This is a genomic window from Brevundimonas intermedia, assembly GCF_004614235.1.
Taxonomy (GTDB): domain Bacteria; phylum Pseudomonadota; class Alphaproteobacteria; order Caulobacterales; family Caulobacteraceae; genus Brevundimonas; species Brevundimonas intermedia_A.
The window spans coordinates 375040-400941 of the sequence record NZ_SPVH01000002.1 but is presented as its reverse complement, the minus strand read 5'-3'; the positions used below and the strand labels follow the sequence as shown (position 1 = coordinate 400941).

General features: G+C 68.9%; 23 protein-coding genes. 15 read left to right on the top strand and 8 right to left on the bottom strand.

Annotated elements, in window-relative coordinates:
• Positions 1–273: 273 nt before the first annotated feature.
• Positions 274–2037, top strand: a complete 1764-nt coding sequence (locus tag EGY25_RS03735; RefSeq protein ID WP_135193707.1) for a peptide MFS transporter — start codon at positions 274–276, stop codon at positions 2035–2037.
• 72 nt (positions 2038–2109) lie between these two features.
• On the opposite strand, the gene EGY25_RS03730 is transcribed toward EGY25_RS03735, so the two are convergent.
• Positions 2110–4182, bottom strand: coding sequence for a TonB-dependent receptor plug domain-containing protein (locus EGY25_RS03730; RefSeq protein ID WP_135193706.1), 2073 nt, complete (start codon positions 4180–4182; stop codon positions 2110–2112).
• A gap of 145 nt (positions 4183–4327) precedes the next feature.
• Between EGY25_RS03730 and EGY25_RS03725 the strand changes: the two genes are divergently transcribed.
• Positions 4328–5266 (top strand): TraB/GumN family protein, encoded by a 939-nt coding sequence (locus tag EGY25_RS03725; RefSeq protein ID WP_135193705.1) that lies wholly within the window; start codon positions 4328–4330, stop codon positions 5264–5266.
• Between the two features lie 21 nt (positions 5267–5287).
• On the opposite strand, the gene EGY25_RS03720 is transcribed toward EGY25_RS03725, so the two are convergent.
• Genes EGY25_RS03720 through EGY25_RS03700 form a run of 5 tightly spaced genes read right to left on the bottom strand, consistent with a single transcriptional unit; the run spans position 5288 to position 9974 of the window.
• On the bottom strand, positions 5288–5590 hold the full coding sequence (locus EGY25_RS03720; protein WP_135193704.1) for a hypothetical protein: 303 nt from the start codon (positions 5588–5590) through the stop codon (positions 5288–5290).
• 60 nt (positions 5591–5650) lie between these two features.
• Complete coding sequence (gene tldD / locus EGY25_RS03715; RefSeq protein ID WP_135193703.1) at positions 5651–7081, bottom strand: metalloprotease TldD; 1431 nt, start codon at positions 7079–7081, stop codon at positions 5651–5653.
• A 60-nt stretch (positions 7082–7141) separates the two neighbouring features.
• Positions 7142–8236 carry a hypothetical protein gene (locus EGY25_RS03710; protein WP_135193702.1) on the bottom strand — a complete coding sequence of 365 codons (1095 nt, stop codon included), beginning with the start codon at positions 8234–8236 and terminating at the stop codon, positions 7142–7144.
• Positions 8237–8277: 41 nt separating this feature from the next.
• Complete coding sequence (locus tag EGY25_RS03705) at positions 8278–9045, bottom strand: ABC transporter permease (RefSeq protein ID WP_135193701.1); 768 nt, start codon at positions 9043–9045, stop codon at positions 8278–8280.
• Complete coding sequence (locus tag EGY25_RS03700; protein WP_135193700.1) at positions 9042–9974, bottom strand: ABC transporter ATP-binding protein; 933 nt, start codon at positions 9972–9974, stop codon at positions 9042–9044. Before EGY25_RS03700 ends, EGY25_RS03705 begins: the two co-directional genes overlap by 4 nt.
• Positions 9975–10140: 166 nt before the next feature.
• Between EGY25_RS03700 and EGY25_RS03695 the strand changes: the two genes are divergently transcribed.
• The 13 genes from EGY25_RS03695 (at position 10141) to EGY25_RS03635 (ending at position 24739) form a co-directional block, all read left to right on the top strand.
• Entirely contained in the window at positions 10141–11493 is a 1353-nt protein-coding gene (locus EGY25_RS03695; RefSeq protein WP_135193699.1) for a hypothetical protein, read from the top strand.
• Between the two features lie 44 nt (positions 11494–11537).
• A complete protein-coding gene (ccmI, locus tag EGY25_RS03690; RefSeq protein WP_135193698.1) occupies positions 11538–12356 on the top strand; it encodes a c-type cytochrome biogenesis protein CcmI in 819 nt (272 codons plus the stop codon).
• Positions 12357–12426: 70 nt separating this feature from the next.
• Positions 12427–12921: a cytochrome c maturation protein CcmE gene (gene ccmE, locus EGY25_RS03685; RefSeq protein WP_135193697.1), complete on the top strand. Its 495-nt coding sequence runs from the start codon at positions 12427–12429 to the stop codon at positions 12919–12921.
• Entirely contained in the window at positions 12918–14906 is a 1989-nt protein-coding gene (locus tag EGY25_RS03680; RefSeq protein WP_135193696.1) for a heme lyase CcmF/NrfE family subunit, read from the top strand. The genes ccmE and EGY25_RS03680 overlap by 4 nt, the downstream gene beginning before the upstream one ends.
• Positions 14903–15409: a cytochrome c-type biogenesis protein gene (locus tag EGY25_RS03675; protein ID WP_135193695.1), complete on the top strand. Its 507-nt coding sequence runs from the start codon at positions 14903–14905 to the stop codon at positions 15407–15409. The genes EGY25_RS03680 and EGY25_RS03675 overlap by 4 nt, the downstream gene beginning before the upstream one ends.
• A 106-nt stretch (positions 15410–15515) precedes the next feature.
• On the top strand, positions 15516–17057 hold the full coding sequence (locus EGY25_RS03670; protein WP_135193694.1) for a Do family serine endopeptidase: 1542 nt from the start codon (positions 15516–15518) through the stop codon (positions 17055–17057).
• A gap of 85 nt (positions 17058–17142) precedes the next feature.
• Positions 17143–17814 (top strand): response regulator transcription factor, encoded by a 672-nt coding sequence (locus tag EGY25_RS03665; protein ID WP_066623947.1) that lies wholly within the window; start codon positions 17143–17145, stop codon positions 17812–17814.
• A gap of 138 nt (positions 17815–17952) precedes the next feature.
• Positions 17953–19374, top strand: a complete 1422-nt coding sequence (locus tag EGY25_RS03660; protein ID WP_135193693.1) for a sensor histidine kinase — start codon at positions 17953–17955, stop codon at positions 19372–19374.
• Positions 19375–19523: 149 nt separating this feature from the next.
• Complete coding sequence (locus EGY25_RS03655; protein WP_135193692.1) at positions 19524–22460, top strand: bifunctional [glutamine synthetase] adenylyltransferase/[glutamine synthetase]-adenylyl-L-tyrosine phosphorylase; 2937 nt, start codon at positions 19524–19526, stop codon at positions 22458–22460.
• Positions 22461–22509: 49 nt separating this feature from the next.
• A complete protein-coding gene (locus EGY25_RS03650) occupies positions 22510–23172 on the top strand; it encodes an EF-hand domain-containing protein (protein ID WP_209307965.1) in 663 nt (220 codons plus the stop codon).
• A gap of 66 nt (positions 23173–23238) precedes the next feature.
• Positions 23239–23823, top strand: a complete 585-nt coding sequence (locus EGY25_RS03645; protein WP_135193691.1) for an RNA polymerase sigma factor — start codon at positions 23239–23241, stop codon at positions 23821–23823.
• Entirely contained in the window at positions 23820–24227 is a 408-nt protein-coding gene (locus EGY25_RS03640; RefSeq protein WP_135193690.1) for a hypothetical protein, read from the top strand. Before EGY25_RS03645 ends, EGY25_RS03640 begins: the two co-directional genes overlap by 4 nt.
• A complete protein-coding gene (locus EGY25_RS03635; protein ID WP_135193689.1) occupies positions 24224–24739 on the top strand; it encodes a periplasmic heavy metal sensor in 516 nt (171 codons plus the stop codon). Before EGY25_RS03640 ends, EGY25_RS03635 begins: the two co-directional genes overlap by 4 nt.
• A 12-nt stretch (positions 24740–24751) precedes the next feature.
• On the opposite strand, the gene EGY25_RS03630 is transcribed toward EGY25_RS03635, so the two are convergent.
• Both EGY25_RS03630 and EGY25_RS03625 read right to left on the bottom strand, forming a co-directional pair.
• A complete protein-coding gene (locus tag EGY25_RS03630; RefSeq protein WP_135193688.1) occupies positions 24752–25432 on the bottom strand; it encodes a bifunctional 4-hydroxy-2-oxoglutarate aldolase/2-dehydro-3-deoxy-phosphogluconate aldolase in 681 nt (226 codons plus the stop codon).
• A 156-nt stretch (positions 25433–25588) separates the two neighbouring features.
• Complete coding sequence (locus EGY25_RS03625; RefSeq protein ID WP_135193687.1) at positions 25589–25852, bottom strand: hypothetical protein; 264 nt, start codon at positions 25850–25852, stop codon at positions 25589–25591.
• Positions 25853–25902 lie beyond the last annotated feature (50 nt).

Below are 25902 nucleotides of genomic sequence, written 5' to 3'. Positions count from 1 at the left end.
TCCTTCCCATTATGAAACCGACGGTCTCTCCTGGATGCGAGACGTGCATAATATGCGCCAGTATATATCACTCAAGGTTGTGTCTGGCGATGCGTCTTCGCGGCACGCTGTCCCACAACGGCCTTAACACTTGTTCGGATTCGCCCGCTGTGCTGGGTATGCGCCTTTCGCGCGCCCTATAGCGGCGCGGCAGTTGGGAGTGAGCCGTTGACAGCGACGGATGGGGGGGCGCTAGAGCCTCGCAAGACTTTCTTGGGGCACCCGCGGGGGCTGGTGATCCTGTTCTTCACAGAGATGTGGGAACGGTTCTCCTACTACGGCATGCGCGCCCTGCTGGTGCTGTACCTGACGCAGCACTTCCTGTTCGGTCCGGCCGAGGCGCAGGGCATCTACGCCGCCTATGCCGCGCTGGTTTATCTGATGCCGGTCATCGGCGGCATGATCGCCGACAAATATCTGGGATCGCGCAAGGCGGTCATCATCGGCGCCGTCCTGTTGGTGCTGGGCCACTTCACCATGGCCTTCGAAGGCACGGGCGGACGTGAAAGCCTGACCATCGGCGAGAAGACCTATCAGATCCAGGTCGAAGGCCGCGACCAGAACCGCAAGATGTTCGCCGTCAACGGCGACGAGCGGGTTCATATCGCCATCACGCCCGAAGGGGTCTCGACCGTCGGCGCCGAACCCTCGGCCGCCAACGCCGCAGACGCCGCAGCCGCCGCCGTGGGCACGGGCCTGGGCACGCCGCCGACCGGCGCGCTTGATCCCGCGACCCAAGCTGCGCCGCAGGCCGCCGCCGCCGCAGGCTTCCCTGCCTTCACCGCCACCGGCGGCTATACGCTGGAGACTGAGCGCGACCAGAAGCTGGGCGAGCCCGTCCTGTTCCTGGCCCTGGCCCTGATCATCGTGGGCGTCGGCTTCCTGAAGGCCAATATCTCGACCGTCGTCGGCTCGCTGTATGAGCAGAACGATCCGCGTCGCGACGGCGGCTTCACCATCTTCTACGTCGGCATCAACCTGGGCTCGTTCCTGGCCACGGCCGCCTGTTCCTATCTGGGCTTTAACTATGGCTGGGCCTACGGCTTCGGCCTGGCGGGCATCGGCATGCTGGCGGGTCTGCTGACCTTCGTGCTGGGTCAGTCGTGGCTGGAAGGTCGCGGCGGACCGCCGGTTCCGATCGAGGGGCGTTCGATCCTGGGCGTGCCGCTGGTGCCCTTCTTCTGGATCGCCGGCCTCATCGCCGTCATCCCGACCTGGCTTCTGATGCAGCGCCACGAGATCATCGAGACGGGCCTGCCCTGGATCGCCGGCGTGATCTTCGCCTCGGTCGTCGGTTTCACCGTCTTCCGCCTGAAGGGCGCCGAGCGCAGCCGCATGCTGGTCGCCCAGGTGCTGATCTTCTTCTCGGTTCTGTTCTGGGCCCTGTTCGAACAGGCCGGCTCGTCGCTGACCCTGTTCGCGGACCAGTCGACCCAGATGCCCAGCTGGTTCAACGCCGGCTATACGCAGATGTTCAACCCCGGCATCATCGTCATCGGCGGCCCGATCATGGCAGCCCTGTGGGTCTGGTTGGCCAAGCGCAAGCTTGAGCCGTCCACCCCGGTCAAGTTCTCGTTCGGCCTGGTCTTCGTGGGCTTCGGCTTCCTGGTCCTGACCTGGGCGGCGGGAAGCCAGGCCAACGACGCGTTCCGCGTGCCGTTGCTGTTCCTGTTCCTGACCTACTTCTTCCACACGATCGGCGAGCTGTGCCTGTCGCCCGTCGGCCTGTCGATGATCACCAAACTGTCGGTGGCGCGCGTGGTCGGCCTGATGATGGGCGTCTGGTTCCTGTCCAGCTCGGTGGCGCACATCGTCGCCGGTCTGATCGCCAAGGCGACCGCGACGGACACGGTCGCGGGTGTCGTCACCAGCCCGGCCCTGGCGCTGGAAACCTATGGGTCGATCTTCGGCACCATCGGCTGGACGGGCGTCGGCGTCGGCGTCTTCCTGCTGCTGATCTCACCGCTGTTGAAGAAGAGCATGGCCGGGGTTCACTGATCCCGACCGCCTGACGAAGAAAAGCCCCGGCGGATCGCTCCGCCGGGGCTTTTTGCTGGGCTAAAGGTCGCTTCAGAACGTCTTGCGGACGCGCAGGGACACGAAGGTGCGTGGATCGGCGGCGCTGTCCTCGACGAAGGCGATCGCGCGTGTCTCGCGGTCGGCGAAGACCGTGCGGCGCTGGGTGAAGTCGTCCCACAGGTTCAGCTGGGCGCGGATCGACAGGGTCGGGGTGGGTTTGTACTCGGCGAACATCTCGAAATAGTCCGTTCCGCGCCACGCCGAGACCTGGTCCGGCGAATAGTTGGGCTGGTGCAGATAGGGCAGCCAGTTGACGCCCCACTGCAGCTTCCAGCTGGTGATGTCCTGCTCGATGCCGACGTTGGCCTGGGTCGCACGGACGCCCGAGATGGGGCGTTCCTCGCCTGTGGTCGGATCGGTGACGGCGGTCTTGTTCCAGTCGTTCTTGAAGGTGAAGCGCGCCCCGGACAGTCCGAACTTGTCGAGCGGCAGCGTCACGTTCAGCGACAGCTGATCCAGCGTGCCGTCGCCGATGTTGCCCACCGCCGACAGGCCGTCCGCCAGAGGAATGCGATCGATGGCGTCGATGATCTGGTCGTGGCGATAGCCGATGGAGACGATCCCCTCGCCCCAGAAGCGACGTTCGTAGGTCAGTTCCGAAATCCAGCGCTGTTCCGGCTCCAGATCGACGTTGCCGCCATAGACGTTCTCCTCGTCCAGGTCGGCCGAGGCGGCGAAGTCGGAGAAGTCGAGCTGGCCCAGTTCGCGCTCGAACCGGAAACGCAGCTGGTTGTTCGGCATCGGCGTCCAGGTCGCCAGGAAGCGCGGCTTGGCGAAGAAGAAGCTCTTTTCCTGGTTCGCATCGCCCGACTGGCTGATGGTCGAGGCTTCCAGCCGCAGACCGGCTTCCAGCGTCAGGTCGGGATGCAGCCGCCAAGTTCCCTTTGAGAAGGCTTCGCCGCGTGTTTCCTCGACCTTGACCGAGGCGCTGGGCAGCGGAATGGCGACGCCGCCCTCGGTATAGGCCTGGTCGGTCTGACGCATGTTGTAGGCGATCTCGCCGCCGGTCTCGATGGTCAGTTTGGGCGAACGCTCATGACGAACCAGGGCGCGTAGGATGGTTTCCGAGCTTTCGCCCTCATAGGCGAAGATCTGCTCAGGCGCGTCCACGCCGTTGTTCAAAACGTTGTAGGTGGAGACGCCGTCCCAGCTGCCGAACTCGTGCATCAGCCGGGTTTCCAGCTTGAAGCGTGCGTTCAGAGGCCGCTCCCAGGTCACGCCGAACTCGCCGCCGTCGCTGTCCTCGCTGTCGAGGCTTTCGCGGAAGGCGGTGGCGGATCGGCTGGTGTTGTAGCCCTGCCAGTCGTTGATCCCGTAGCGGGCGGTCAGATCGACCTTGCCGCCCGCGAGAGGGCCGGCGTAGGTGCCGCGGATGGAGTTTCCGCCGCCGTAGCCGTCGGTATCGGTCAGTTCGTCGCGCAGGACATTGCCGGCGGCGTCGCGGCGGATCAGGCGGCCCGGTCCATTGGAATCGCTCATGCTGATGCCGTCGGACAGGGTGACGCCCCAGCTGCGGGCGCCGTTGCGGGCGGTGAACTGATAGCTGCCGCCATACAGGTTCTGACCGGCGCCCTCGAACTGGGTGGTGTTCCACGACAGGATCGACTGACGGCTGCTCTCCGTCTTCAGGATCACGTTCACCACGACCGAGAAGCCCTGCATGTCGATACCGGGCGCGCCGCCCCGGATCAGCTCGATCCGCTCGACCTGGCTGGCCAGGGTGCGGCTCAGGACATTGGATCCGGCGTCGTTCTTGGACGCCGGTCGGGCGTTGTTGATCAGGACGTTGCCGACCGCCCCCTCGAACCCGCGGGCGCCCGTGCCGTCGTCGACCGAGAAGCCGGGCACGCGGTTGACCATGTCCAGCGCGGTGTTGGGGCGCTGGGTCGCGAAGAAGTCGGGGGTGAAGACCAGCACGCCACGCTGGCTGGCGTCGGCCAGCGGCGCCTCATTGGTGGGGCCGGTCGGGACCGGAGCCTCGGCGACTTGTGGTGCGTCGCCGGCAAAGGCTGCGCCGGCGGTGAAGAGCAGGGCGGTGCTGGCCAGCAGCAGGGTCTTGGTCATGGGGTTCCCCTCGGTTCGTTGGCGAGAGGTGTGCCGATCCGGCGTCTTTATCTCCAGTTACAAGGCGGCAAGGTGGATTAAATCGACGACATCATTACAGCGATTTCATTACGCACAGGACAGTAATGCGGCTTACAGCGATGTAATGATCAGTCGCTCATCTTCCCTGTTGTTGTCCGTTCTGGCCGTCGCCGCGCTGGCCGGACCGGTCTCGGCCCACGACGCGCCCTCCGATGCGGTCGAGGACATCGTCGTCACAGCGCGCCGGATCGAGGGGCCGATGTGGGAGGTGCGGCGCGGCCACAGCGTGCTGATCCTGGTCGGCTCGATCGACGGTCTGCCCCGCGATATGGAGTGGCGCACCGACGCCCTGATCTCGGCGGTCGAACGCGCAGATCGGGTGCTGTTCCCGGTGCAGGGCCAGGCGTCGCTGGCGGATGTCGGGCGGCTGCTGTGGCGGATGCGGACCCTAACGCGCCTGCCGGGCGAGCGCACCAGCGCGGACTATCTGTCGCCCGAGCTTGAGGCCCGGGTGGAAGAGGCGACGGGCGAGGGCCCCAGCCGCAAGAGCATGCTGATGCTGTCGGCGGATCTGATGGAACACGGCGGCTACGCACGTCGGGCGCGGCCGGTGTCGGAGGTGGTGCGCCGCGCCGCGAGGACCAACCGCACCCCGGCCGAGCCTGTCGGCGTTTTTCGCGGTGACGAGATGGTCGACAAGATCCTGACCACGCCGCCCGAAGCCTATGTGGACTGTATCACGGCGGCGGTGACGGCGGCTGAGGCGGATCCCGAAGAGGCCGCGCAACGCGCCGAGGCCTGGCGTCTGCGCCGTGTGCCCGCCGTATTGGCCTCTTCGTTGGACCAGGCGACCAACGCCTGTTCCTACTGGGCGGTGATGGGGCAGGGCGAGACGCTGCGGGGAATCTGGAGTACGGCGGTGGACGAGGCTCTGGCCGAGACCGGCGTGACGGTCGCCATCGCGCCCTTGCGGCTGTTGGCCGAGCCGGGCGGCGTGCTGGATCGTCTGAAGGCGGACGGGCTGGAACCGCTGGGTCCCGAGTGGCGTCCGTCCGCCCCCTGACGAGGTATTAGTTAGCCAATATTAGTTAGCAGGCGCCGGCGCGCGTTCCGGCACCGCGTCGCGGGCGGCCTCGCCGATGTTGTCGGCGGCGTTGCCGACGCTTTCGGCTGCGCCGGCGATGGCGTTGGATTCGACCGCTTCGTTATTGTTCATGTTCATCAGGAAATAGCCGATCACCAGAACGGCCAAGAGGCCGATGATCAGGGCGACGATGGCGCCCATGCCGCTGCCGCGACGCTCGACGACGGTCGTGGGGGCGGCGGTGGTTTCGGTGATGCGTTCAACCCGGCCATCGGGATGTTGGACTTCGCGTTCGGTAGGCATGGATGTTCCCTCTCCAGTGTGGCGAGGAAACACCCTGCGTGGCGATACGGTTCCGCTGGCTCAGACCGCCGTGCCGCCGACCGTCAGTCCGCCGATCTTGAGCGAAGGTTGCCCGATGCCGACAGGCACCCCTTGACCGGCCTTGCCGCAGACGCCGACGCCGGGGTCGAAGGCGAAATCGTCGCCGACCATCTGGATCTTGGTCAGGGCCGTGGCGCCGTCGCCGATCAGGGTGGCGCCGCGGACGGGTGCGGTGATGACCCCGTCCTCGATCAGATAGGCCTCGTTGCACTGGAAGACGAACTTGCCGTTGGTGATGTCCACCTGGCCGCCCGAGAAGTTGGCGGCGTAGAGGCCGCGCTTGGTATTGGCGATCATGTCGGCTTTGGAGTCCCGGCCGCCCTCCATGAAGGTGTTGGTCATGCGCGGCATCGGCATATGGGCGAAGGATTGCCGACGGCCGTTGCCGGTGGCGGCCACGCCCATCTCACGCGCCGACAGCCGGTCGTGCATCAGCCCGACCATGATCCCGTCCTCGATCAGGACGGTGCGCGAGGTCGGCGTGCCCTCGTCATCGACCGACAGGGAGCCGCGACGCCCCGCGATGGAGCCGTCGTCGACGACGGTGACGCCGGGGGCGGCGACCCGCTGGCCCATCATGCCGTTGAAGACGGACGATCCCTTCCTGTGGAAGTCGCCCTCGAAGCCGTGGCCGATGGCCTCGTGCAGCAGGACACCGGGCCAGCCGGCGCCCAGGACCACATCCATCTCGCCCGCCGGACAGTCGATGGCGTCGAGGTTGACCAGGGCCTGGCGCAGGGCCTCGTCCACCTGGGCCTGCCAGCGTTCGGGGGCCACCCAGGTCTCGAACCCGGCCCGACCGCCCGCGCCGGACGAGGCGCTCTCGCGCTTGCCGTTCTGTTCGACGGTGACGGAGACGTTCAGGCGGACCAGGGGGCGGACGTCGCGCACCACCCGTTCGTCGGCGCGCAGGATCTCGATGGCGCGGCGCTCGCCGACCAGGGAGGCCGAGACCTGGACCACGCGAGGGTCGCGGGCGCGGGCCCAGGCGTCGATCTCGGCCAGAAGCGCGATCTTGTCGGAGAAGGCCGGCGAGGCCAGGGGATCGACGGCGTCATAGAGCTGCTGATTGGTGGCGCGCGGCCCCTCGGCGACGCGGGCGGCGTGGCCTTGCTTGGCCAGGGCGCCGCTGTCGGCGGCGCGGCGCAGGGCGGCGGCGGAAATCTCGTTGGCGTGGGCGTAGCCGGCGGTCTCGCCCGCCACGACCCGCAGGCCGAAGCCCTCGGTGGCGTCATAGGCGGCGGACTTCAGCCGGCCGTCGTCGAACACCAGGCTCTCGCTCTCGGACCTTTCCAGGAACAGCTCGCCATCGTCGGCGCCGGCCAGGGCCGTCTTCAGAATCGATAGGGCTTCGTCGGTATCGACGCCGGCGGCGTCGAGGATGGGCGGCGGGGAGGCGTGAACGGTCATGGCCTGTAGGTAGGGGCTGCAGGCCGTTTCGTCACCTGCCGAGGCGCGCGATCTTTCGGATCAGTCCAGCGGCTGGGGCCGGGTCACGACCGGGGCGTCTGGATCGCTGGCTGCGGGACGCGCGGCGGTCGGGGGCGGCGTGGACGGCACGACCACCAGCGGCTCGGTCTGGACCGTCGGGGCGGGCGTCGCTGCAGGCTGGGCCGCCGTCGGCGCGGGTTGGCGCGGCGCGGCGGTCGCAGGGCGAGGCTGAGCCGTCGGTGCGCTCGGCGTCGTCGTCGGTGTGGTGCGGGCGGCTTGGGTTGGAGCGGTCTGAGTTGGCGCAGGTGCGGCTGTCGCTGGCGTCGGCGTTTCAGCCTGAACGACGGGGGCTGCGCCCGTCGGGACCGTCTCGGCCGGCGGCGTTGTCAGCGGCGCCTCGGGAACCACGGCGGCGGTCGTCGCCGGGGCGGGCGTGGACGCCGGACGCGTGGCGAACCAGACGCCGCCGCCGATCACCAGCAGGGCGGCGACGCCCGCGCCGACATAGAGCGGCAGGCGCGAGGGCTTTGTCGGCGCGCGGGCGAAGCTGGGCGTGGCAGGCGGCGCCGGCGTTGCGGCGACCGGGGCCGGCGTCTGGACGGCAGGTTTGGAGGCGACAGGCGGCGTGGCGACAGCTTTGGCCGCGACCGGCGCGGCTTGCGCCGGTTTCGGCGTGGGGGCAGGCGCGGCCTGCGGCGTCGGCAGCGGACGCACGGTCAGATCCGCTGCGGCCGATTGCTGGGGCTGGGACTGGGGAAGGGGCTGAGGCGCGGGCTGGGGCGTCGTCGCGGTCTGAGCCGGGCGGGTTGTGGGGATCAGCGACCCGCCCAGGATGCTGCCGGTTTGCGGACGCGGCGGCCGGGGCTGCGCGGGCGTCCGGCTGGTGGCCGCCGCCTGACCCTTGGCGGGCGCCACGCCGGAGGCCAAACTCCGGGTCTGGATCGAGGCTTGCTGCTGTTGCGGCGAGGGCTTGCGCGGGGGCGGATTGGGGATGCGGTCCAGCGGATTGGGCGCGACCGGCACCGGCCCGACGTGGAAGGTCGTCGCGGGCATGCGTCCCCACGTCACCGGCTTTCGAGCGAAAGGTTCGGGGCGGGCGAAGGGTTCTGGCGGGGTCTTCTGGTCGTCGGACATTCTATTCCATTCGCTGGCGATCTGGCCCGTTTCGTGACGGATCAGTTCTTGAGCCGATAGCCGGTCTTGAACATCCACATGACGATGGCAAGGCAGACGGCGAAGAAGCCCAGGGTGGCCGCCACGCTGATCCCGATCGCGACATCGCCCTGACCGTAGAAGGCCCAGCGGAAGCCCGAGATCAGATAGACCACCGGATTGAACAGGGTCACCGTACGCCAGCCGTCAGGCAGCATGTCGATGGAATAGAAGGCGCCGCCCAGGAAGGTCAGGGGGGTGACGACCAGCATCGGGATCATCTGAAGCTGCTCGAACCCGTTGGCCCAGACCCCGATGATGAAGCCGAACAGGCTGAACGTCACCGAGATCAGGATCAGGAAGGCCATCATCCAGAACGGGTGCAGGATCTGCAGCGGCACGAAGAAGGCCGCCGTCGCCAGGATGATCAAGCCCAGCACCGCCGACTTGGTCGCCGCCGCCCCCACATAGGCCAGCACGATCTCAAGCGACGACACCGGCGCCGACAGGATTTCGTAGATGGTGCCCGTGAACTTGGGGAAGTAGATGCCGAAGCTGGCGTTGAAGATCGACTGGGTGAACAGGCTGAGCATGATCAGGCCGGGCACGATGAAGGCGCCATAGGGCACGCCGTCCACCTCCTGCATTCGACTGCCGATGGCGCCGCCGAAGACGACGAAATAGAGGGCCGTGGTGATGACGGGCGTGACCACGCTCTGCCACAGGGTGCGCAGGGCGCGCGCCATCTCGAAACGATAGATGGCCCAGACGCCATATGCGTTGAAGGTCATGCCGCGGCTCCATTTTGGTGGACCAGGCTGACGAAGATGTCTTCCAGCGAGCTCTGGCGGGTGTTCAAATCCTTGAAGCCGATATTCAGCGCCTCAAGCCGACGGATCAGCGACGGCACGCCCGTGTCGTCGGCGTTGGCGTCGAAACTGTATTCCAGCTCGCCCCCGTCGTTCTTCAGCGTCAGGTCCCAGTCGGACAGGTCGGCGGGCAGGGCGGTCAGCGGATCGATCAGGTTCAGGGTCAGGGTCTTCTTGCCCAGCTTCTTCATCAGGGCCGACTTCTCCTCGACCAGGATCAGTTCGCCCTTCAGGATCACGCCCACCCGGTCGGCCATCTCCTCGGCCTCCTCGATATAGTGGGTGGTCAGGATGATGGTGACGCCGCGCTCGCGCAGCTTGCGCACCATCGCCCACATGTCGCGCCGCAGCTCGACATCGACCCCGGCCGTGGGTTCATCGAGGAACAGGATGTCCGGTTCGTGGCTCAGGGCCTTGGCGATCATCACCCGGCGCTTCATGCCGCCCGACAGGGTCATGATCTTGGCGTCGCGCTTGTCCCACAGCGACAGGTCCTTCAGCACGCTTTCGATGAAGGCGGGGTTCGACGCCTTGCCGAACAGGCCCCGGCTGAAGGTGACGGTGGCCAGCACGGTCTCGAAGGCGTCGGTGGTCAGCTCCTGCGGCACGAGGCCGATCTTGGTGCGGGCGGCGCGGAAGTCCTTCTGGATGTCATGACCGTCGGCGACCACCGTCCCCGTCGTGGGCGTCACGATGCCGCAGACGATGGAGATCAGGGTGGTCTTGCCCGCGCCGTTCGGACCCAGAAGGGCGAAAATCTCGCCCTTCTCGATGGTCAGGTCGATGCGCTTCAGCGCCTGAAGACCCGACTTGTAGGTCTTGGTCAGGCCGTCGATCTCGATTACGGGCATGGGCGTTCCTTTCCGGCGGCGCGGCGGCGCCGGCCGGGGCGTGGCGACAATATGGCGGGCCCTGCGCGGGACTCAAGGGGAAGCGCGCCGGCCCAGAGGCGCCAAGTCGTTGTTAACCGGATTGCCCGCACAGTGAGCGGCCTTCCCTTCGTTGGCGGGAGCTTTCGTGTCGTCCCTGTCCGCCGCCCACCGCGCCGCCCTGACGGCGGTCGTCCAGGCTTGTCCCGACAAGTCGCTGGCGACGCTGGGGGCGGCCGTCTCGGCCTTGAGCGGCGATAAGGCGGACGAACTGGCGATCATCGTCAGGGACGAGGCTCGCGATCGCGCCCGTCGCGCCACGGCTTTCGGTCCCCTGCTGCCCCTGTTCCATCCGCGCGAGGACGGCGCGCCGGCCCTGACCTTTCCAGGGATGATCGTGGCCCGTGTCTGGCGTCATGCGGTCCAGGGCGAAGAGGCCTTTTTGCCGCTGCTGGACGGCGCCGTCACCACCGACGGCGAATGGACCCTGGCCGCCGACCGGCTGTGCGCCAAGGCGGCGGCGGTGCTGCGCGACCGGCCGCGCGAGGTCTGGCCCGAGTTTCAGCGTCCGGCGGAGGGCGAGCCGCCATCGACGCCGGCTGAGCTGGCCGGCTGTTTCGATCTGACGCCGCTGGCGCGGTCCGCCTTGCCGCGCTTGCCGGTGTGGCTGGAGCGGCCCGACGACAATCAGCTGGCGGGGCTGAGGCTGTTGATCCAGGACTGTCTGGAGATGTCGCCCGACGGCGGACGGCGGATGATCGACATCCTGTTCGCCCATGTGGCGGACGCCGAGCGGATGTTGCGGGTGGTGACGCGCACCAGCCGTTTAGCCGACCGCGAAATCACGCTGAGCCATTCGGAGATGGGCGTCTTCGTCGAACGGATGCTGATCTCGGTCCAGGCTCGGGTGCAGAAGATCGCCGCCGTAAGGCCGTCGATGGGCGAGGCGGCCATGCTGGGCGTCGTGGACGACGTGACCTGGTGCGCGGGCGTGCTGGCCGAGATGGACATGAGCCTGCAGGTCCGGCCCGATTCCAGCTGGGGCAAGACGGCGCGGATGGCGCGCGTCCAGGTCTCGGGCCAGTTGTCGGGGCTGATGAAGTCCACCTCGGCCGCCGTCCACGCGGCTCTGCCGATGAAGCGACGAACGATCACCGGCCGCATGACCCGGCTGTGCCCCTGGCTGGAAGCGCCCAGCGACGGCGAACCCATCGAGGCGGCGGCGGCTCTGCTGGCGGCAGTCGCGGCCCTGCGCGGCGCGGCCGTCACCTTCGGCTGCGAGGCCGACCGTTCGGCGCTGAAGATCGAACTGACCGACTATCTGTCCACCTGGGCCAACGAGGCGCTGGACAGCGTGGCGGACGGGGAGGCGGAGAATGCCGATCATGTGCTGCGTCTGGTGGGGGTGACGGCGCGGTTCCTGACGCTGATCGAGGCGCTGGAGGCGGCGCGGGCCGTGCGGCGGCGCGCGGCCTCGGCGGAAATGGCGCGCCTGGGCTGAAACGACGCCTCGCCCGGCGTTCGCGGATGGGTTAGACGGCGAGAATGATCGCCTTCTGGATGATGACGGGACTGGCGGCGGCCCTGGCCGCCCTGCTGGTGATGACCGGCGCACGGCGCGGCGCCGATCCGGCCGCGGGGGCCGAGACCCAGGCCGGCTGGCGCGAGATCGAGGAGCTGGATCGGCTGAAGGCGCGCGGCCTGCTGGACGACGCGGCCTATGCGGGCGCACGGGCCGAGGCGGGGCGGCGGCTTTTGGCCATGACGACGACCGCGACCCCCGTGGCTGGGCCCAAGGATCGGTTCTGGGTGCTGGGCGGGATCGCCCTGACTGTCGCTGGCGCGCTGGGCCTCTATGTCTTCACCGGATCGCCCGGCCTGCCGGATCAGGCCTATGAGCGGCGCGTCGACGACTGGGCGGCGAACCTGGAGGGGCTGGAGCCGGCGCAGCTCGCCGCCGTGACGGCGCGGGTCGTGCGCGAACGGCCGCAGGATCGCCAGGCCTTGGCCATGCTGGGCGCGGCGCGTTATGCGGCCGGCGATCCCCTGGGCGCGGCGTCGGCCTTCCGTCGGTTGATCGCCCTCGACCCCAAGGACGCCCAGGCCTGGGCGCGACTGGGCGAGAGCCTGGTGGTGGCCAATGACGACCAGATCGGCGGCGACGCCGAGGCCGCCTTCCGCGAGGCGTTGAAGCTGGACCCGGATCAGCTGGGCGCGCGCTTCTTCCTGGGCGAGGCGGCCCTGCGGCGGGGCGACGGCGTATCGGCGCGCACCCTGTGGACCCCCCTGATCGCCGCGCTCGACCCGGCCGACCCGCGTCGTCTAGACCTGGAGCGGCGACTGCCGAAGGACGGCGCGCAATGACGCGTTGGTCGCGCGCCGCCACGGCGGTATATGCCGCCGATCCGTCCTCCGAACCCGGAATGTCCGTCGCATGAGCTGGCTGCCTAAATCGCCGAAGGCGCGTCGTCGCCTGTGGGTCGTCGCCGCCGCCGCGCCGGTGCTGGCGCTCGCCGTCGGCCTGTCGCTGTGGGCGATGCAGGACAGCGTGACCTTCTTCTATTCCCCGTCCGAGGCCACGGCCGACAAGGCGCCCGAGGGCCGCAACATCCGCCTGGGCGGTCTTGTCGAGGTCGGCAGCGTTCAGAAATCCGGCGACGGCGTGGTGGCCTTTTCCGTCACCGACAATGTCGGCGTGACCCGCGTCGTCTATCACGGCGACCTGCCCGATCTGTTTCGCGAAGGGCAGGGGATCGTGGCGCAAGGAGCGTTCGGCGCCGACCGGACCTTCCACGCCAGTCAGGTCCTGGCCAAGCACGACGAGAACTATATGCCGCGCGAGGTCTCCGACCGGCTGAAGGAAAAGGGCGAGTGGCGGCCGGAGGCGGCGCCGACGACGGCCGCCGCCAGCAAGACCGTTCCCCTATGATCGCCGAACTTGGGGCCTTCGCCTTGGCGCTGGCTCTGGCGCTGTCGATCCTGCAGACGGGCCTGTCGGCGGCCGGGCGCGCGCGACGCAGTCCGGTGCTGGCCGGGGCGGCGCAAGGCGCGGCTCTGGCGGCGGCGGGCGCGATCGCCCTCAGTTTCGCGGCGCTGATCTACGCCTTCGTCGTGTCCGATTTTTCGGTCTCCAACGTCGCGGCCAACAGCCACACCGACAAGCCGATGCTGTACAAGGTCGCCGGCGCCTGGGGCAGCCACGAGGGTTCGCTGCTGCTCTGGTGCCTGGTCCTGACCGTTTTCGGCGGAGCCTTGGCCCGAGCCCGCGGCCTGCCGTTCGGGCTGAAGGCCTCGGCCGTGGCTACCCAAGGCGCGCTGGGCTCGCTGTTCCTAGCCTTCGCCGTCTTCACCTCCAGCCCCTTCACCCGCCTGGACCCCGCGCCTTTCCAGGGGGCGTCGCTGAACCCGCTGTTGCAGGACCCGGCCCTGGCTGTGCATCCGCCGCTGCTCTACGCCGGCTATGTCGGCTTTTCCGTCTGTTTCTCCCTGGCCGTCGCGGCCTTGATCGAGGGTCGGGCGCAGACCGCCTTCTGGCCCGCCTGGGGACGCTGGGTCAGGCCCTGGGCGCTCGCCAGTTGGGCCTTCCTGACCGTCGGCATCACCCTGGGGTCATTCTGGGCCTATTATGAGCTGGGCTGGGGCGGCTGGTGGTTCTGGGATCCCGTCGAGAATGCGTCATTCATGCCGTGGCTGGCGGGCGCGGCCCTGTTGCACAGCGCGGTCGTGACCGAACGGCGCGGCGCGCTGGCGGGCTGGACGGTCTTCCTGGCCTTGCTGGCCTTCACCTTCTCCATGCTGGGCGCCTTTTTGGTGCGGTCGGGCGTGCTGACCAGCGTGCATGCCTTCGCCGTCGATCCCCAGCGCGGCCTGATGCTGCTGGCGATCCTGGGGATCGCTGCCGGCGCCGCCTTCGTCCTGTTCGCCTGGCGCGCGCCCCAGCTGAAAGGCGGCGGAATGTTCGCCCCGGTCAGCCGCGAGGGGGCTCTGGTGCTGAACAACCTGTTCCTGACGGCGGCGGCGGCCACCGTGCTGCTGGGCACCCTCTATCCGCTGATCCTGGAGGCCGCGTCCGGCGCGACCATCTCGGTCGGACCGCCCTATTTCGCCGCCACCTTCACGCCGCTGATGATGGTCGCCTTCATCATCTTGCCGGCCGGGCCGCTGCTGGCCTGGAAGCGCGGCGACCTGCCCGGCGCGATGCAGCGTCTGGCCGTCGCGGCAGGTCTGGCCATCGTCTCGGCTCTTGCGGCCTATGCCCTGTGGGAACCGAAGAAGGCGCTGGCCGCCGCCGGGATCGGCCTGGGCGCCTGGCTGATTCTGGGATCGCTGGCCGAGGTGGCCGAACGCGCGCGGCTGTTCCGGGCGTCGGCGGCCGAGACCCTGCGTCGGCTCAAGGGGCTGCCGCTGGGCGCCTGGGGCATGACGCTGGCGCACCTGGGCCTGGGCGTCTTCATCCTGGGGGCGGTGGTCGAGACCGGCTTCAAGGCCGAGACGGCGCGCGCCCTGTCGCTGGGCCAGAGCGTCTCCGCCGGACCCTGGACCGTCACCCTGGACGAGGTCCGCGTGGTTGAGGGGCCGAACTATCTGGCCGAACAGGGCCGGCTGACGGTGCGACCGAGCGATGATCGCGGCCGGGCCAGCACAGTCACGGCCGAGCGCCGCTTCTTCCCCGCCGGCGGTCAGACCACGACCGAGGTCGGGTTGGATTTCCGAGGTCTCGACGACGTCTATGTCGTGATCGGCGAGCGAGCGGGCAGTCCGCAGCAGCCGGCCTGGGTCGTGCGTCTGTACTGGAACCCGTGGGCGCGACTGATCTTCCTGGGGCCGATGATCATGGCCCTGGGCGGTGTCCTGTCCCTGATGGATCGGCGGCTGCGGGTCGGCGTCGGTCCGCGACGGCGCAAGACGGCATGAGGCGTCTGGCAATTCTGATGGCCGCGCCGGTCTTGGCGCTGATGCTGACGGCGGCCGAGCCGCCGGCCGCGCCCGACAGGCCCTTGCCCGATGCGACCCAGGAGGCCCGCGCCCAGGCCCTGTTCAAGGACGTCCGCTGCGTCGTCTGTCAGCACGAGGCCATCGCCGACAGCCCGGCGGGTGTGGCGGGCGACATGCGCCGGCTTATTCGCGAGGAAATCGCGGCCGGCGCCTCGGACCAGGCCGTGCGCGACGACCTGGTGCGGCGCTTCGGCGACTATGTGCTGTTCACCCCGCCGGTGCGGGCGGGGACCTGGCTGCTGTGGTTCGGGCCGTTCGCCCTGGTGCTGCTGGCGATCACCGTGCTGATGCTGCGCGCACGCCGCCGGCCGGTGGAGGCCGCGCTTCTGACGCCCGAAGAGGAAAATCGGCTGGACGAAGTTCTGCGAAATGAGAAGCTTCGCCGCGATCTGGACGCAACCTCGCCTCACGACGGGCGCTAGTCGAGATCAACGATCGGCGGCTGGGATTGGCGTAAACGCCGTCCGGCCTATATCAATCGCGAAATCGGCGCCCGCATGGCGCTGGACAGAGGATCGCAAGGACACGATGCTGAAGCGCAAGGAGTTCATTCTCGGGGCCGCGGCCGGCCTGACCCTGGCGGCGGCGGCGACCGCCGGCGGCGTCATCAACTGGCCCGGCGCGCATGCGGAGCCGCAGGCGGTCAACCGGATCACCCCGGTTCCGGCCAACGGCGACAGCTTCACGCCCCCGCCGGGCGCGCCCAGCAGTTTCGCGACCATCTTCGATCAGGTCTCGCCCGCCGTCGTGCAGATCGACGTGACGGTCAAGGTCGACCAGCCCCAGGGCGGCGCCTTCACCATCCCCGGCCTGCCGTTCCAGTTCGTGCCGCCGCAGGGCCGTGGCGGTCCGGGCGGTGACGAGCCGCAGACGACCCAGGGCGCCGGTTCGGGCTTCTTCATTTCCCAGGACGGCTTCATCGTCACCAACAACCACGTCGTCGCCGACGCTACCGAGATCAAGGTCAAGATGTCGGACGGCCGCGAACTGCCGGCCCGCCTGATCGGCCGCGATCCCGGCACCGACCTCGCCGTGATCAAGGTCGAGGGCAATGACTTCAAGTATGTCAGCTTCGAAGAGACGGCAGAGCCCCGCGTCGGCGACTGGGTCATCGCCATCGGCAACCCCTTCGGCCTGGGCGGCACCGCCACGGCCGGCATCGTCTCGGCCAAGGCGCGCGACATCGATCCGTCGGGCTACAACGACTACATCCAGATCGACGCCGCCATCAACCGGGGCAACTCGGGCGGCCCGACCTTCGACATCCACGGCCGCGTCATCGGCGTGAACTCGGCCATCTATTCGCCCACCGGCGGATCGGTCGGCATCGGCTTCGCCATTCCGGCGGATACGGCCAAGACGATCACCGAACGTCTGATGCGCGGTCAGTCGATTGAGCGCGGCTATGTCGGCCTGGGCCTGCGGACCCTCAGCCCCGACGGTTGGGAAGCCCTGGGTCAGCCCAAGGAGTTCAAGGGCGCCCTGATCGAGAGCGTGACCGACGGCGGTCCTGCTGCACGTGCGGGCGTTCAGATCGGTGACCTGCTGGTCGGCGTCAACGGCGAGGCCGTGGCCAACAGCCAAGAAGCCACGCGTCGGGTCGGGTCGGCCAAGCCGGGCGACACCATCCGCCTGGAAGTGATCCGCGACGGCCGCCGTCAGACCCTCAACGTCCGTTCGGGTACGCGTCCGTCGGAAGAGGAACTGAACGCGGGTGAAGAGGGCGGCGGTTCTGAGGTTCCGGGTCAGGCTCAGCCCGGCCAGGGCGAAACCATCGAAGGCCTCGGCGTCACCGCCATCACGCCTGCCGCCCGCTCGCGGTTCAGCATTCCCGACAGTGTGACCGGCGTGGTCATCACCAATGTGGAGCAGGAGTCGGCTGCGGCGCGTCTCGGCTTCCAGCCGGGCTTCGTCATCACCCGCGCGAATGACCGCAACATCACCTCCGCCGCTGATCTGCGCGCGGCGGTGGCGGCGGCGAAACAGGCGGGCCGACCCAGCATTCTGCTGTTCGTCCGCACGCCCCAGGGCACCAGCCCAGTGCCCCTGCGTTTCGCTACCGGCGAATGATCGGCATTCTGACCAAGCCTTAACTCACCCTATCGCCGCCGATGCGCTACCATCGGCGGCGATTTTGATTCCGGGAGGGGTTTCGATGCGGATTCTTGTGGTCGAGGATGACGCCGAGGCGGCGACCGCCATGGTACGGGGCCTGTCCGAAGCCGGACATGAGGTGACCCACGCCGTGGACGGCGCCTTTGGACTGCTGGAGTCGCAGAAGGGCGGCTACGACGTCTATGTGGTGGACCGGATGATGCCGCGTCTGGACGGCGTCGGCATGGTCGAGACGGTGCGCAAGGGCGGCGATCAGACGCCGGTCCTGTTCCTGTCGGCCCTGGGCGAGGTCGAGGACCGGGTCACGGGCCTGAAGGCCGGGGCCGACGACTATCTAGTCAAACCCTACGCCTTCGCCGAACTGATCGCGCGGGTCGAGGCCCTGGCGCGCCGTCGCGAGACCGGCGGGGTCCAGACTGTGCTGAAGGTGGGCGACCTGGAAATGAACCTGATCGCGCGCACCGTCCATCGCGGCGCGGCCGAGATCGATCTTCAACCGCGCGAGTTCCAGCTGCTGGAATTCCTGATGCGCCACGCCGGCCAGTCAGTGACGCGCACCATGCTGCTGGAGAAGGTCTGGGAATATCATTTCGACCCCCAAACCAACGTCATCGACGTCCACATCAGTCGCTTGCGCTCCAAGATCGACAAGGGCTTCGACCGCGCGATGCTGCAGACCGTGCGCGGGGCGGGGTATCGGTTGGAGGCTTGACTTGAGATCCTCCCCCGCAACGCGGGGGAGGGGGACCGCTGGCACGGCGGTGGAGGGGGCGACCCCAGACACCGGCGCTGACCCCGCCCCCTCCACCACTTCGTGGTCCCCCTCCCCCGTGAACGGGGGAGGATTTTAGTGCGCCTTCCCTCCCTTCTTCGCCGCACGCCCTTTCGGCTGACGCTGCTGTTCCTGGCGCTGTTCGTGGCGGCGGCAGGGGCGATCCTGGCCTATGTCTATTTCGCCTCGGCGTCCGAGGCCCAGGGGCGGGCCAAGGCGGACGTGGAGATTGAGCTGGGTGCCCTGACGGCGATCCATCGCACGCGCGGTATCGACGCCCTGAACCAGGCGCTGGTCGAGCGGTCGATCCGGGGCGGGCCGTATCTGTATCTGCTGACCGATACGGCCGGAAAGACGATCACCGGCAACATCACCGAATCGCCGATCGACATCGACCTCAGCCTGCCCGCCGGCGCCAGCGACTGGGAGACCTTCCGCCTGACCGACACGGATGCGCAGGGCAAGGTCCAGCGTCGGCGCTCCATCGGGGTGATCACCACCCTGTCGGGGGGCGAGCATCTGTTCGTCGGTCAAGACATCGGCGACATCGAGGAATACCTGGCCCGCCTGACCCAGGCCCTGTGGGGCGCCATGGCGCTGGTGATGCTGCTGGGCCTGGCGGGTGGTCTCTACATCAGCCGGCGGGTGGAACAGTCGATGGCCGGTCTGAACCGCGTCGTGCAGGCGGTGCAGGAGGGCGATCTCAAGGTCCGCGCGCCCATCCGCCACACTGGCGACGAACTGGACGAGCTGGGCCAGGGGCTGAACACCATGCTGGACCGGCTGGAGGCGTCGATGTCCTCCATCCGCCACGCCGGCGACGCCATCGCGCATGATCTGCGCTCGCCCCTGACACGGATGCGGGCCAAGCTGGAGGTGGCGCTGATCGACGCCGAGGCGGGCAAGATCGACGGGGTGGAGGCCCTGGGCATCGCCCTGGACGAGGCCGATCATCTGCTGAAGACCTTCAACACCGTTTTGGCCATCGCGCGTCTGCAGGCGGGCGGGGCGCCGGATCCCAAGCTGATGGACGCCGCCGACCTCGCCGCCGACATGGCCGAACTGTACGAACCGGCGGCCGAGGACAAGGAGATCGACTTCTCGTCCGAGGTCGAGCTCGGCCTGATGATCGAGGGCAACCAGCCCTTCCTGGCCCAGGCCCTGGCCAATCTGATCGACAACGCCATCAAATACACCCCGGCGGGCGGGGCGGTGAAGCTGCGGGCGCGGCGGCGGTCGTCGGGCGAGATCGAATACTCCGTCACCGACACCGGTCCGGGCGTGCCCGAGGAGGACCGCGAGCGGGTGGTCCAGCGTTTCGTGCGCCTGGACAACAGCCGCACCGAGCCCGGCTCGGGCCTAGGCCTATCGCTGGTGACGGCGGTGGCCGAGGCCCATGGCGGCCGAGTGGTGCTGGACGAAGGCCCGGGGGCGTATGGCGACTTCGGGCCGGGGCTGCGGGTGGCCTTGGTGTTGCCGCCGGCTTCATCCTCGACCTGATTTCATCATTTTCCGCTCATCCCCGCGAAAGCGGGGACCTAGTTCTTTCGGCGCTCGGGCTTGTGGCTGTGTCTTGGATCGTGGTCCAACGGCTGTGCCGAGCGAAAGCACTGGGTCCCCGCTTTCGCGGGGATGAGCGGAAGATTTGAATGGCCGAGTCCAAGTCCCAGCCCCTGTTTCAGTCCCTCCGCCCCGCCGGTCCTGTGGCCAGCGCCGTCGCCGCCGACCGCCTGCTGGAAAGCTTGGTCGAGGCCGCCGACGCCGACGGCTGGCGCGCTGTCCTGGACGCCGCCTGGCCCGCTTTGGCTCCCGTTTCTGGCGCCTCTCCCTATCTCGCCGGACTGATGCGTCGCCGCCCCGCCCATCTGCGTCGCCTGCTGGAACAGGATCCCGCCGCCAGCCTCGCCCGGATCATCCGCGACACCGATGCGCTGGACGCCGAGCCGGACGAGGTTCGCGCCCCGCTGCGGGTGCTGAAGGCCGACCTGCATCTGCTGACCGCCCTGGCCGATCTCGGCGGCGTCTGGGATCTGGATCAGGTCACCGACGCCCTGTCGAAGTTCGCCGACGCCTCGTGCCGCGCCGCCCTGCGCGCCGTCGCCGCCGAACAGAGGGCGCGCGGTCGGCTGGTCTCGCCGCCCGGCGATCCGCGCGGCCCGATTCCCGGCCTTTTCGGCCTGGCCATGGGCAAGCACGGCGCCAATGAGCTGAACTATTCCTCCGACATCGACATCTCCCTCTTCTTCGAGCCGCGCCTGATGGTTCTGGCCCTGCGCGAGGGCGAGGAGATGCAGGACTTCGCCAATCGCGTCGGCAAGGGGATCGCCACCCTGCTGACCGAGCGGACGGCCGACGGCTACGTCTTCCGCGTAGACCTGCGGCTGCGGCCCGACCCGTCCTCGACCCCGCCGGTGGTCGCCGGGCCGATGGCTCTGGCCTATTATGAGAGCGTCGGCCAGAACTGGGAGCGTGCGGCCTTCATCAAGGCGCGGCCGGTGCTGGGCGACATGCGGGCGGCGGGCCGGTTCCTGAAGGCCATGATCCCCTTCATCTGGCGGCGCAGTCTGGACTACGCCGCTGTGCTCGACATCCAGTCGATCAAGAAACAGATCCACGTTCACAAGACGGGCGAGGGGCTGCACGCCGCTGGAGCCAATCTGAAGCTGGGGCGCGGCGGCATCCGCGAGATCGAATTTTACGCCCAGACCCAGCAGCTGATCCTGGGCGGGCGCGATCCGGGCTTGCGCAAGCAACGCACGCTGGAGGCGCTGAAGGCGCTGGCCGACGCCGACCACATCCCCCAGGCGGTCGCCGAGGAACTGTCGGCCGCCTATGTCGAACTGCGCGGGCTGGAGCATCGGGTGCAGATGCTCGACGACGAGCAGACCCATCGCCTGCCCGAGGACCGCGAACGCCGCGCCGCCGTCGCCGCCCTTGCCGGTTCCGCGCTGGCCGGTTCCGGCGATCTGGCGGCCTTTGACGCCCATGTCGAGGCCCTGCTGATCCGGGTCAACACCCGCTACGGCGAGCTGTTCGAGGGCGGCGAGGATCTGGACTCCAGCTATGGCAGCCTGGTCTTCACCGGTGTCGAGAACGATCCCGAGACGCTGGAGACCCTGCGACGCATGGGCTTTTCCGAGGCCCCGTCCGTCGCCGACACCATCCGATCCTGGCACCACGGCCGCATCCCCGCGACGCGGACGGCGCGGGGGCGTGAACTGTTCACCCGCCTGGCCCCGCGCCTGCTGGAGGCCCTGGCCCGCTCCGGCGCGCCGGACGACGCGTTTCGCCGTTTCGCCACCTTCTTTTCCGGCCTGGCGGCGGGGGTTCAGGTCCAGGCCCTGTTCCTGAACCAGCCCAAATTGTTCGAGATGGTGCTGGGCGTCATGGCCTTTGCGCCGCGCCTGGCCCGGACCCTGGGGCGGCAACCGGCGGCTTTGGACGGGGTGTTGGACGCCCGTTTCCTGGCCGACCTGTCCGCCGAGACCGGCCTGACCGAACAGATCCTGCGCGAAGCCGGCGAGACCGAGGATTTCGAGGGCGCCATGAACGCCGTGCGCCGCCTGCACCGCGAACAGATGTTCCGCATCGGCATCCACGCCATGACCGGACGCGCGGGGCCTGAAGCCGCCGGTCGCGCCTATGCGGCCCTGGCCGACGCCGCCATGCTGACCCTGTCGCCGGCGGCCCTGGCCGAGACGGAACGGCTGGGCGGCGCCTTGCCCGGCGCGGTGGCGGTGGTGGCCCTGGGCAAGGCCGGCTCGCGCGAGATGACGGCTGGGTCCGACCTGGACCTGATGACCCTGTACGAGGCGCCGCCGGAGGCCGTGTCCGCGATCAAGGGCTGGAGCGCCGACGTCTTCTACGCCCGCTTCACCCAGCGGCTGATCGCGGCCCTGTCGGCGCATACAGCCGAGGGCGGCCTGTACGAGGTCGACATGCGGCTGCGCCCCACCGGCTCCAAGGGGCCGGTCTCGGTGCGGCTGAAGGCCTTCGATGCCTATTATGCCCGTGAGGCCGAGACCTGGGAGTTTATGGTCCTGACCCGCGCCCGCGTCGTTTGGGCCAGCGATGCGAAGTTCGGCGCCCAGGTGTCCGCCGCCATCGAGGCCGCCCTGCGCCGCCCGCGCCCCGGCGTCGATATCGCCGCCGATGTCCGGAAGATGCGGGCGTTGATGGATCGCGAACGTCGCCCCCACGGCTTCTGGGATTTGAAACTGTCGCCCGGCGGCCAGGTGGACGCCGAGTTCGCGGCCCAGTTCCGCCAGCTTCAGGCCGCCGCCATCGGCGAGCCCCTGACGCTGTCGACGCTGGAGGCCCTGCACGACGACCCGGTCCTGGCGGAAGCCTGGCGGGTGCAACAGAGGCTGGCTCATCTGCTGGCCGCCGCTTTCGAGGGGCGGGTTGATCCCGAGGCCGAGCCGTCCGTCTTCCAGTTGCGTCTGGCCGAGGCGGCGGGCGCGCCGGACTTCGAGACCCTGAAGACCGAGCTGACCGACCTGCGGGCGCGGGCGCGCAAGGCCTTCGAGCGCGCCGTTCCTGCGGGCCGCGACGGAGATTCGGAGACGCCGCGTTCAATCTCCTGACAGGGCAATGTCAAAGGGTCGCGTCACGCGGTCCATGGAGATGATCGAGATGAGAAAGACCTTTCTGACCGGCCTGAGCGTCATCGCGCTGGCCGCCGTCGCCGGCGTGGCGACCGCACAGGTTCCCCCCGCTGGCGCAGCCGCTCCGTATCAGGCGCGCGGCGAAGCGAACCGTCAGATGACGCGCGCCGAGTACGTCGATACGCGCGTGGCTCGCCTGACCGCGCTGGATGCGAACCGCGACGGCACGGTCAGCGTCGAGGAACGTCAGGCCGGCATGCAGGCCCGCCAGGCCGAGCGCGCCGACGCCCGCTTCGCCAAGTTGGACGCCAACGCCGACGGCTCCATCAGCCGCGCCGAGTTCGACGCCGGCCATGCCGCGCGCCCTGATCGCGGCCCGCGCGCCGAACGCGCAGGCAATCGTGAGGGTCATCGCGGCGGTGCGCGCCACGCCATGCGCGGTCCCGGTCGTCCGGGCGTCGAAGGGCGTGGCCCCGGCCGCGAACGCGGTCCGGTGGTGATCTCAGACGTCGCCGCCAAGCTGGGCGAGCGTTTCGACAAGATGGACGCCAACCGCGACGGCGTCATCTCGGCCGACGAGCGCCGCACCGCCATGACCGCCCATCGTGCGGAGCGTCAGGCCCAGCGTGCGGAACGCCGCGCAGCCCGTCCGGCGCAACAACCGGCTTCCCCCGCCCCGGCTTCGGAGTAAGAACGGTGTCGGGGTCGGCCGTCATGAACGAACCGGTCCTTTTCGTCAGCAGCGAAAGAGGCAGGTTTGGTCGCGATCGTCGACCCCGACGAGGATCTGGTGCGCCGGGTGGGTCAGGGCGACCCGGCGGCGGCGCAGACGCTCGTCGCGCGCAAGCTGCCGCGTATTCTGGCCTTGGCCCAGCGGATGCTGGGCGACGCGGCCGAGGCCGAGGACGTGGCCCAGGAAGCCATGCTCAAGGCCTGGCGACAGGCGCCCAAATGGGCGCCCGGCAAGGCCAGGTTCGACACCTGGCTGCACCGGGTCGCGCTGAACCTCTGCTACGATCGGCTGAGACGACGGCGCGAAATCCCGACCGACACGCCGCCGGATCGCCCCGACGAGGGACCGGCGCCGGATCGGGGGCTGCTGGCGGCCGAGACAGGCGTGCGGGTCGATGCGGCGCTGAAACGGCTGCCGGACCGTCAGCGCGAGGCCATCGTCCTGTGCCATTATCAGGAGCTGTCCAATATCGAGGCGGCCGCCCTGATGGAGATCAGCGTCGAGGCGCTGGAGAGTTTGTTGTCGCGCGGTCGTCGCGCATTGCGTCAGGCCCTTTCGGACATGGCTCCGGCCGGGTCGCCGAGGGCGGGTAGAGGAGACGGACGATGAAGGCGGAACGGTTGCACGAACTGGCGGACGCCTACGGCGCCGACCTGCGTCGGTGGCCCGCGTCCGAGCGCGCCTTCGCCGAAAGCCTGCTCGCGGCCGATCCGTCGCTGAAGGCGGTGCTGGACGAGGCGGCGACGCTGGACGGGCTGCTGAACGCCGCGCCGGCGCCGGTTCCGTCCGCCGCCCTGACCGCGCGCATTCTGGCCGATGCGCCCAAACGCAAGGCGCGTGGCCGGCTGGGCCGTGCGGTCTGGTATCTGGGGGCGGGCTGGGCGGCCGCCGCCTGTGCGGGCGTGGTCGCCGGCGTCGGTCTGACGACACATCTGAGCGCCGACGCGCGGGCCGATGCGGTGCTCTATCAATCCTCGCTGACCGGCGTGGACGACACCGAGGTTCTGGGATGACGTCGAAGACCCTGAAGATCGCCCTGGCCGTCTCGGTGGCGCTGAACGTGTTCGCGGTCGCGGGCACCGTCACCTATGTGGTCAATCGCGACAGGATCGAACGCAAGATCGAGGATCAGAGGCGTCCCGGTCGCGAAGGTCCGTTGGCCGAGGTTCTGGCCGATCTGGACCCCGCCGTTCGAGACCGCGTGCGCACGGCCCTGCGGGAATCCGCCCTGGCGGCGCGTCCCGATTTCGAGGCGGCGCGGGCGGCGCGGCGCGAGGCCATCGACGTCGCAGGCCAACCGACGCTGGACGCGGCTCGTGTTCAGACGCTGCTCGAACAATCCAGGGCCGCCGAGATGCGCGGCCGCACGAGGCTGGAAAACGGCGCCGTCGCTGTTCTGGGCACGCTGACGCCCGATGAGCGCAAGGCCCTGACGCCGATCCTGCAACGCAAGGGCGACGCCCGCCGCGCCATAGTTCACGGCGAACGCAACGATCGTCAGCGGGACCAAGGACCGTCCCGCTGACGGCCTGACGGATCAGCCTTTCTTGGACGCCCGGAACGCCGCGACGGCGTCCACGGTCGCGCGGACCTTGGCCTCGATGGCGGCCCAGTCGCCCGACTTGACGGCCTCGTCCGTCACCAGCTTGGAGCCCATGCCCGCCGCCACGATGCCGGCGCCGAACCATTTAGCGATGGAGGCCTCGTCCGGATCGACGCCGCCCGTCGGCATGATCTTGACCCAGGGCATCGGTCCCTTGACCGCCTTGACGAAGTCCGGGCCGCCGACCGCCGAACCGGGGAACAGTTTGACGATGTCGCAGCCCAGTTCGTGCGCCTCTCCGATGTCGGTCACCGAGCCGCAGCCGGGGAAATAGGCCACCATGCGACGGTTGCAGACCTTGGCCACGTCGGGGATCAGGCAGGGGCTGACCACGAAGCGCGCGCCGCGGTTCAGGTAAAGCGACGCCGTGCCTGCATCGACGACCGAACCGATGCCCAGGACGACGTCCGGGTCGGTCCTGATCAGTTCGCGATTGATCTCGCCGAACAGGTCGCAGGCGAAGTCGCCGCGATTGGTGAACTCGACCACCGGCGCCCCGCCGCGCGCACAGGCGCGAATGACGTTCAGGCTGACCTCGGCGTCGGGGTGATAGAAGACCGGGCAGACGCCTTGGGTCTCCAGCGCCTGAAGCACGCTGACGCGATCGTGGGCCATGGTCTGTCTCCGCCTGTCCCGGCGCGGGCCGGGATCGTGTGTTGCAACGACCGGTCGTCCCGGCCCTGATCCCCTGCTTATCCCAGCCGACGCGAAATGCGAAAGCGCCGCGCAGCGCTTTCGCGGGGCAGGGCGGAACTTATTGTTTCACCGGTGTCAGGAGCCGCCTGATCGACCGCCGTCCGGCCCGCATCCCTGGGCCAGCAGGGCGGCCTCGACCACCGACAGCCGAGCCTGGGCCCCGCGTTCAGCGTCGGGTCTGGCCGTCGAATAGAGGACGGGCCGCTGCGAGAACCTCGCCCGCCCGCCTTGCGCGATATGGGCGATCTGCTGCGCCGTGTCCTCGGCGACCAGACGCTGGCCGTGAAGCTGGCTGCAGGTCATCGCGCCCGCGTCGGCGGGGCTCAACGTCGTCAGCATCGGGTATGTCTTGACCACGCACCCCGCCAAGGCGAGGGCGCAAACGAGGA

Coding starts and splice junctions, on each gene's coding strand:
- EGY25_RS03730 (WP_135193706.1), bottom strand. CDS start 4,182: ATGACCAAGACCCTGCTGCTGGCCAGCACCGCCCTGCTCTTCACCGCC.
- EGY25_RS03725 (WP_135193705.1), top strand. CDS start 4,328: ATGATCAGTCGCTCATCTTCCCTGTTGTTGTCCGTTCTGGCCGTCGCC.
- EGY25_RS03720 (WP_135193704.1), bottom strand. CDS start 5,590: ATGCCTACCGAACGCGAAGTCCAACATCCCGATGGCCGGGTTGAACGC.
- tldD (WP_135193703.1), bottom strand. CDS start 7,081: ATGACCGTTCACGCCTCCCCGCCGCCCATCCTCGACGCCGCCGGCGTC.
- EGY25_RS03710 (WP_135193702.1), bottom strand. CDS start 8,236: ATGTCCGACGACCAGAAGACCCCGCCAGAACCCTTCGCCCGCCCCGAA.
- EGY25_RS03705 (WP_135193701.1), bottom strand. CDS start 9,045: ATGACCTTCAACGCATATGGCGTCTGGGCCATCTATCGTTTCGAGATG.
- EGY25_RS03700 (WP_135193700.1), bottom strand. CDS start 9,974: ATGCCCGTAATCGAGATCGACGGCCTGACCAAGACCTACAAGTCGGGT.
- ccmI (WP_135193698.1), top strand. CDS start 11,538: ATGATCGCCTTCTGGATGATGACGGGACTGGCGGCGGCCCTGGCCGCC.
- ccmE (WP_135193697.1), top strand. CDS start 12,427: ATGAGCTGGCTGCCTAAATCGCCGAAGGCGCGTCGTCGCCTGTGGGTC.
- EGY25_RS03680 (WP_135193696.1), top strand. CDS start 12,918: ATGATCGCCGAACTTGGGGCCTTCGCCTTGGCGCTGGCTCTGGCGCTG.
- EGY25_RS03675 (WP_135193695.1), top strand. CDS start 14,903: ATGAGGCGTCTGGCAATTCTGATGGCCGCGCCGGTCTTGGCGCTGATG.
- EGY25_RS03670 (WP_135193694.1), top strand. CDS start 15,516: ATGCTGAAGCGCAAGGAGTTCATTCTCGGGGCCGCGGCCGGCCTGACC.
- EGY25_RS03665 (WP_066623947.1), top strand. CDS start 17,143: ATGCGGATTCTTGTGGTCGAGGATGACGCCGAGGCGGCGACCGCCATG.
- EGY25_RS03655 (WP_135193692.1), top strand. CDS start 19,524: ATGGCCGAGTCCAAGTCCCAGCCCCTGTTTCAGTCCCTCCGCCCCGCC.
- EGY25_RS03650 (WP_209307965.1), top strand. CDS start 22,510: ATGAGAAAGACCTTTCTGACCGGCCTGAGCGTCATCGCGCTGGCCGCC.
- EGY25_RS03640 (WP_135193690.1), top strand. CDS start 23,820: ATGAAGGCGGAACGGTTGCACGAACTGGCGGACGCCTACGGCGCCGAC.
- EGY25_RS03635 (WP_135193689.1), top strand. CDS start 24,224: ATGACGTCGAAGACCCTGAAGATCGCCCTGGCCGTCTCGGTGGCGCTG.
- EGY25_RS03630 (WP_135193688.1), bottom strand. CDS start 25,432: ATGGCCCACGATCGCGTCAGCGTGCTTCAGGCGCTGGAGACCCAAGGC.
- EGY25_RS03625 (WP_135193687.1), bottom strand. CDS start 25,852: ATGCTGACGACGTTGAGCCCCGCCGACGCGGGCGCGATGACCTGCAGC.